The 4736-nt window shown below is 43.8% G+C and carries 5 protein-coding genes and 1 pseudogene; all 6 read right to left on the bottom strand.

The genetic code is table 11. From position 1 onward, the window contains the following. A partial coding sequence (gene aroB, locus B7C60_RS03755) for a 3-dehydroquinate synthase (protein WP_245868493.1) occupies window positions 1-933 on the bottom strand: 933 nt, incomplete at its 3' end. Window positions 934-960: 27 nt separating this feature from the next. Beyond that, on the bottom strand, window positions 961-1479 hold the full coding sequence (gene aroK, locus B7C60_RS03760) for a shikimate kinase AroK (protein WP_099610495.1): 519 nt from the start codon (window positions 1477-1479) through the stop codon (window positions 961-963). Window positions 1480-1665: 186 nt separating this feature from the next. Further along, window positions 1666-3288 (bottom strand): annotated as a pseudogene (locus B7C60_RS03765) (type IV pilus secretin PilQ); the annotation flags it as partial. Between the two features lie 123 nt (window positions 3289-3411). Then, on the bottom strand, window positions 3412-3933 hold the full coding sequence (locus B7C60_RS03770) for a pilus assembly protein PilP (RefSeq protein ID WP_099610497.1): 522 nt from the start codon (window positions 3931-3933) through the stop codon (window positions 3412-3414). After that, window positions 3923-4513, bottom strand: coding sequence for a type IV pilus inner membrane component PilO (locus B7C60_RS03775; protein ID WP_099610498.1), 591 nt, complete (start codon window positions 4511-4513; stop codon window positions 3923-3925). Before B7C60_RS03775 ends, B7C60_RS03770 begins: the two co-directional genes overlap by 11 nt. Then, the coding region (locus B7C60_RS17750) for a PilN domain-containing protein (RefSeq protein WP_245868495.1) at window positions 4506-4736 on the bottom strand (231 nt) is incomplete at its 5' end. The genes B7C60_RS17750 and B7C60_RS03775, both read right to left, overlap by 8 nt.

Raw genomic sequence — 4736 nt, forward strand, 5'->3', positions numbered from 1 at the left:
AAACGTCATGCTTTCAGGGGTGTGTACTGGCAGATGTGCTCTTTCCAGTATGGCACGGATACGCGCTTGCTGCTGCTCAGTAATCAACCCTTGTAATTGTGCTGTCACGGTCGCCATCATGGTACCAGCAGCAACGGCTTCACCATGTAACCAACACCCATAGCCCAGCTCGGCTTCAATCGCATGACCAAAGGTATGGCCTAAATTAAGTAACGCGCGAATGCCTGATTCTTTTTCATCCAAAGCCACCACTTCCGCTTTAATTTGGCAGCAGCGAGCAATGGCATAGGATAGTGCTTGCTCATCTAACGCATATAAGGCTTCCATATGCTCTTCTAACCAGACGAAGAAATCGTGATCATAAATAATGCCATATTTGATCACCTCAGCCATTCCAGCAGCAAATTCACGTGCTGGTAGCGTGCTTAAGCACTGAGTATCAATAATGACAGCTTTGGGTTGATAAAACGCGCCTATCATATTTTTACCCAAAGGGTGGTTTACCGCGGTTTTTCCACCAACAGAAGAGTCTACTTGAGCCAATAATGTGGTAGGTATTTGAATAAAGTCGATCCCTCGCTGATAACAGGCCGCAGCAAAACCGACCAAATCCCCTATCACGCCTCCACCCAACGCAATAACCGTTACATCACGGCTATAATTATGCTCCAGCAAATAACTCATGATGGTATTAAACGTTGCTAGACTTTTATACTGCTCACCATCAGGCAATTCTAACACTGCGGATAAACAGCCTCGCTGTTCAAGTAACGAAAGAATACGTTTTGCATATAACGGAGCAACCGTGTGGTTAGTGATCACCAACACGTGTTGTTTTGCAGAAAGAGGAAGAAGGGCCGGATTATTAAATAATCCGGCACCAATTGAGATGGGGTAGCTACGCTCACCTAAACTGACCGTAATCCGTTCCATGGTTTGCACTCCAAATAAAAGAACTGGTTAATGTTCTTCTAGCATTTTTACGATCTGGTTGGCTACCACTTTTGCACTTTGATCGTCGGTACGTACAGTAATATCCGCAATTTCTTCATACAGCGGATTACGTTCACCAGCCAGTGCTTCTAAAACTTCACGAGGGTTATCCGTTTGCAGCAACGGACGTTTTTTATCACGGTTAGTCCGTGCTAATTGTTTTTCGATCGTGGTTTCTAAGTAAACAACCACACCACGAGCAGAAAGGCGATTGCGATTTTCTTTGCTCATCACCGAACCGCCACCCGTGGCGAGAACAATACCTTGTTCTTCAGTGAGATCATTGATCACCGCTTCTTCACGTTTACGGAAGCCTTCTTCACCTTCAACATCAAATACCCAAGCGATATCTGCGCCGGTGCGCTCTTCAATGACAGTATCAGAATCAACAAACTCCATATGCAGTTGTTGAGCTAAGTGTCTACCAATTGTACTTTTGCCAGCACCCATTGGGCCGACAAGAAAAATATTGCGTTTCTCAGCCATGTTTAGCAGTAATTTACAACGTTAATTCAATGACATCGCCACAAAGTTCGCCATACTAATGTTAGCGATGGGAATGCTTGTGGCACCGATTCCTCACAGATAATTCGTGATAAGACCCGAAATTATCTAGATAAGGTGCCACTAATGCAACTTTAATTTCACTTTAGCGAGAACAATGACGCTAAGTCATTGAATTACCACCTTGGGTGTCACGAAAATGAGTAACTCACTTTTGCCCAATTGCTGATAACTACGACGAAATAGCGCACCAAGAAACGGTAAGTCTCCCAATAATGGCACTTTATCTATGGTATTAGTCAGACTATGTTGAAAAATACCACCAAGCACAACCGTTTCTCCATTATTGACTAAAACTTGCGTGCCAATCCGTTGGGTATTAATCGCCACGGCCTCCCCCGTTCCAGTTTTAACCACATCACCAGGACGGTCTTGTGTGACACTTAAATCCAGCACCAACCGGTTATCCGGAGTAATTTGCGGTGTAACTTTTAAACTGAGCACCGCTTTTTTAAACGCCACTGTCGTTGCGCCACTGGAAGATGATTCTAAATAGGGTATTTCTGTCCCTTGTTCAATGTAAGCTGGTTTTTTATTGGTAGTGATCAAGCGTGGGCTAGAAATGATCTCCGCTTTCGATTCACGTTGCATCGCCGATAGTTCGAGATCCAGCAAAGTACCAGAGCCAAGTTTAGCAACCTGAAAAGCAATGCTTGAGGCGTTAGCAGCCGTGGCTCCCAAATTCACGTTCAAGAAATTATTGATCCCTTCGGTACCATCTTCCGGTTCATATAAACCTATCGTATTCATATTTCCTTCAATTGATCCGCCCACCGTATGGCTACCGTTTTTCGATGACATCCCCCATCGGATCCCTAATTCGTCCAAATTACCCTCATTCACCGTAACAATTCGGGCTTCAATCTGAACCTGTTTGACTGGGATATCGAGCGATGCAATGATTTCACGAATCACTTTAATATTTTCCGGCAACTCACGGATCAACAGTGCGTTGGTTCGCTCATCGATACTAATCGAACCGCGCTCAGAGAGCATATTTACCGCGCCACTTCCACCTATCATTTCCGCGATATCGGAGGCTTTGGCAAAATGCACTTTAATAATATCGGACTGTAAATCACCTAATTCTTCCGCCAACCGCGCTTTTTCTAATTGCTGCTTCTCTCTTAAATCTAACTCTTCTTTCGGTGCCACAAGAATAACACTGCCATCGACTCGCTTATCGAGCCCTTTAACTTGTAAAATAATATCCAGCACTTGCTGCCAAGGCACACCATCTAAGCGAAGGGTTAAGTTTCCTGTGACCGAATCGGAAACCACCAAATTGAATTGGTTATAATCCGCAATCAACTGTAAAACATTTCGTACTGGAATGTCTTGAAAGTTAATGGAAATCAGCTTGCCTTGCTTTTCCATCAAGCTTGGAGGTGGTGTTGGTTCTGCTTGTTTGAGTTCAGTAATAACAACCTCTAAGTATTTTCCTCGTAAGGCATAATCATACTTAAACGGCCCTTGAATAGTCACTTGCAGTAAAGTACTCGGCTCTTGACGAAAAACCTCAACACTCTCAACAGCGGTCGCAAAGTCTTTCACATCTAGTAGGTAGAGTTGATCATCTGCGACATCGGTTTTAAGCAGTTCAATCGCTAGCCCTGGCTCTGTTTTTTGTACATCCACCACTGTAGAGGGAGAAGCCAGCTCAACCACTAAAACGGCCGCTTTATCTTTATTTAAACGAAAATCAATATTTTTTAACTGATTTGCTTGTGATAATTCGCTAGCCACAACACTGGTTGCTAACAGCATCCATATCCCAATACACAGATAACGCATATTACGTACCATGGTTGAATTTAATCCTTTAATCATAGTTAGGTCTCTACACTGAAAAACTTACTTTAAAGCCAATTTGACATTGCGCTGATTCCAACACCCTAGACCATCTGGCAAGGTTTCTTTTATCAGCAAATAATTATCGGCAACCCGAGTAATTCGGCCATTATTTAAACCGATATACTGCCCAGCTTTTACATTAACGACGGTACCATTCGGCGTCTGAATGAGAGCGGAAATATGACCGCCACTACTGATCACACCTCTTAAACGCAACTGATTAAGAGGATAACGTTCTAAAGCACCACTCTTATTGCGAGCGGCAGGTTGCCAACAATCAGACTTGGTTACCGACTGATTTTGTACTAGCGCTTCTTGTGGCAAGACAAATGGCTCTCGCTTACCGTGTTGCCCATAATGAAAAGCTTGAAAATGAACGGCGGGCGCAAGCTGAGTGACTTGTTTTTGCGTTTCTAGCTCAACCATGCGTAAATAATCATCGAGGGAGTCATCATTCGCCTGGCATCCAACCAATAACCAAGCACATACCCCACCTAGAAGAAAACAGAACCTATTTTTCATCGCTCACCTCCGCTTTAAACTGGTAAGTGTATGCGCGAACCCTGAAGTGTAATGTGCTACTTTCTTGGCTGACTCTTTGCCAATCAACATCTTCAAAGCTAATTATTCTCGGCAGTTTGGCAATGGCTTCCGAAAAATCGCCAATGTTATGATAATTTCCGGTCAACTCAATATTGAGTGGAAGCCGATAGAGGAATTCTTGGTTGAGTTTTTCCCCCCAATCAATTCGAGTGAAGGTGAGCGAATTTTGCAGACCTAACTCATTCACCGACGCCAACATACTGGCTAACTCTTGTTGAACGGGTAATTGACGTAATAAATAATCGTAACGCTCGCTCAATTCATTGAGTTGTGCCTGTAATTGGGGTAAGGCAGCGACTTTACTGGCCTTGATTCGAACAGTCGATTTTAGTGTTTGCTCTTGCTGCTTTAATCCCTCTAACGTTTCTTGTTTCGGTAAGAGATAAAACCAATATCCCACCGCTTGAATGACGATGATCAGTAATGCGATAACCACCAACTGAGCCGTTCTAGGCCATTCCATTAACTCGTCAAAATCGAGGTCACGCGCCTTAGTCATGAGTTCCTACCTCCTTGACCGGTTTTAAAGCCACTTGCTCGGAAGCATGGAATAAGAAAGAGACTTTGAAGCTCTGAAACTGTTTACCAAAACGACGGTTGCCCGATACAATCGAATGCATGCCCACTTCCGATAACTGTGGCGATTTTTCCAAATTATCTAACATGGTGGCTAAACGAGCCGTACTATCGCTGATGCCGCTCATTTCCACTTCTTGCCCATT

Origin of the sequence: Vibrio fujianensis, assembly GCF_002749895.1 — a bacterium.
GTDB lineage: Bacteria > Pseudomonadota > Gammaproteobacteria > Enterobacterales > Vibrionaceae > Vibrio > Vibrio fujianensis.

Bases quoted from the DNA above. Each gene is read 5' to 3' on its own strand.
- aroK (WP_099610495.1), bottom strand. From the start codon at position 1,479: ATGGCTGAGAAACGCAATATTTTTCTTGTCGGCCCAATGGGTGCTGGC.
- B7C60_RS03770 (WP_099610497.1), bottom strand. From the start codon at position 3,933: ATGAAAAATAGGTTCTGTTTTCTTCTAGGTGGGGTATGTGCTTGGTTA.
- B7C60_RS03775 (WP_099610498.1), bottom strand. From the start codon at position 4,513: ATGACTAAGGCGCGTGACCTCGATTTTGACGAGTTAATGGAATGGCCT.